We start from the raw sequence: 1,296 nt of genomic DNA, 5'->3' as shown, positions 1-1,296 counted from the left end.
GATATTGGCCGCGATAATACGATCTCATCACAACGTATTGCTAACGCACGCATCTCGTATGCGGGCCGCGGTGCGTTAAGTGATGCTAACTCCGCAGGGTGGCTGACGCGTTTCTTCAACCATCCGTTATTCCCGATTTAAGGTTTTTATGATGTTACGTTACGTTATCCCGCTCTTCATTACCGGGATCTTCAGCGCCATACACCCACTGCATGCGCAGCCGTTAAACCAGTTGGTTGATGTTCAGGGTATTCGTGGTAATCAGCTGGTGGGCTACAGCCTGGTCGTGGGCCTTGATGGTTCCGGCGATCGCAATCAGGTCAAATTCACTAATCAGTCGGTCACTAATATGCTGCGCCAGTTTGGTGTGCAAATGCCGGCGAAAATCGACCCTAAAGTGAAAAACGTCGCCGCTGTGGCACTGAGTGCCACACTGCCACCGATGTACGCACGCGGACAAACCATTAATGTCACCGTGTCGTCAATGGGGGATGCGAAAAGCCTGCGCGGCGGTACGCTGCTGCTGACGCAGTTGCGCGGCGCCGATGGTGAAGTCTATGCCCTGGCACAGGGTAATGTGGTCGTGGGGGGAGTGAAAGCCAGCGGTGACAGTGGCTCCAGTATTACGATCAACACGCCGACTGTCGGCACGGTTCCCAACGGTGCCACTGTTGAGCGTGAAATCCCCAGCGATTTTGTCGACAACAATGAGGTGTATCTCAACCTCAAACGACCGAGTTTTAAAACCGCCAACAATATTGCTATCGCATTGAATCAGCGCTTTGGTAGCGGGACCGCGCAGGCGAAAAGCGCCACCAACGTTTCGGTGAATGCGCCGAAAGAGGCGGGGGCGCGAGTGGCATTTATGTCGATGCTGGAAGATGTCCAGATCGAAGCCGGTAAGCAACCTGCTCGCGTGGTATTCAATGCCCGAACCGGAACGGTTGTCATGGGGGAAGGGATTGTGGTCCGGGCCGCTGCGGTGTCACATGGCTCACTTACCGTAACGATCAGTGAAACGAAAAATGTCAGTCAGCCCGGACCGCTCAGTAACGGGCAGACGGCAGTCACGCCGCAAAGTGATATTGGTGTCGATCGCGGCAAGGGACAGATGGTCGTTGTTCCGGCCGGCACCAGCCTGCGCAGTATTGTTAATACCATTAATAGTCTGGGCGCTTCTCCCGATGACACTATCGCCATTTTGCAGGCACTGCATGAAGCCGGGGCACTGGATGCTGAACTGGTGGTGATCTGATGATCAATGCAATTGGTGCGCCACTATCGGCGGGCGCAGGA

At 54.9% G+C, this 1,296-nt stretch carries 2 protein-coding genes; both read left to right on the top strand.

Annotated features, from left to right (window positions below; all coding sequences use genetic code 11):
• On the top strand, positions 1-141 hold a 141-nt coding region (locus WH277_RS03795), incomplete at its 5' end, for a flagellar basal body L-ring protein FlgH (protein WP_339504441.1).
• 10 nt (positions 142-151) lie between these two features.
• On the top strand, positions 152-1,255 hold the full coding sequence (locus WH277_RS03790) for a flagellar basal body P-ring protein FlgI (protein ID WP_445235242.1): 1,104 nt from the start codon (positions 152-154) through the stop codon (positions 1,253-1,255).
• The last annotated feature ends 41 nt before the right edge of the window (positions 1,256-1,296 follow it).

Source organism: Erwinia sp. MYb416 (assembly GCF_037479575.1).
Lineage (GTDB): Bacteria > Pseudomonadota > Gammaproteobacteria > Enterobacterales > Enterobacteriaceae > Erwinia > Erwinia rhapontici.
The sequence above is the reverse complement of the archived record's forward strand: the minus strand, read 5'-3'. Positions and strand labels throughout refer to the sequence as shown.

Coding starts and splice junctions, on each gene's coding strand:
- WH277_RS03790 (WP_445235242.1), top strand. CDS start 152: ATGTTACGTTACGTTATCCCGCTCTTCATTACCGGGATCTTCAGCGCC.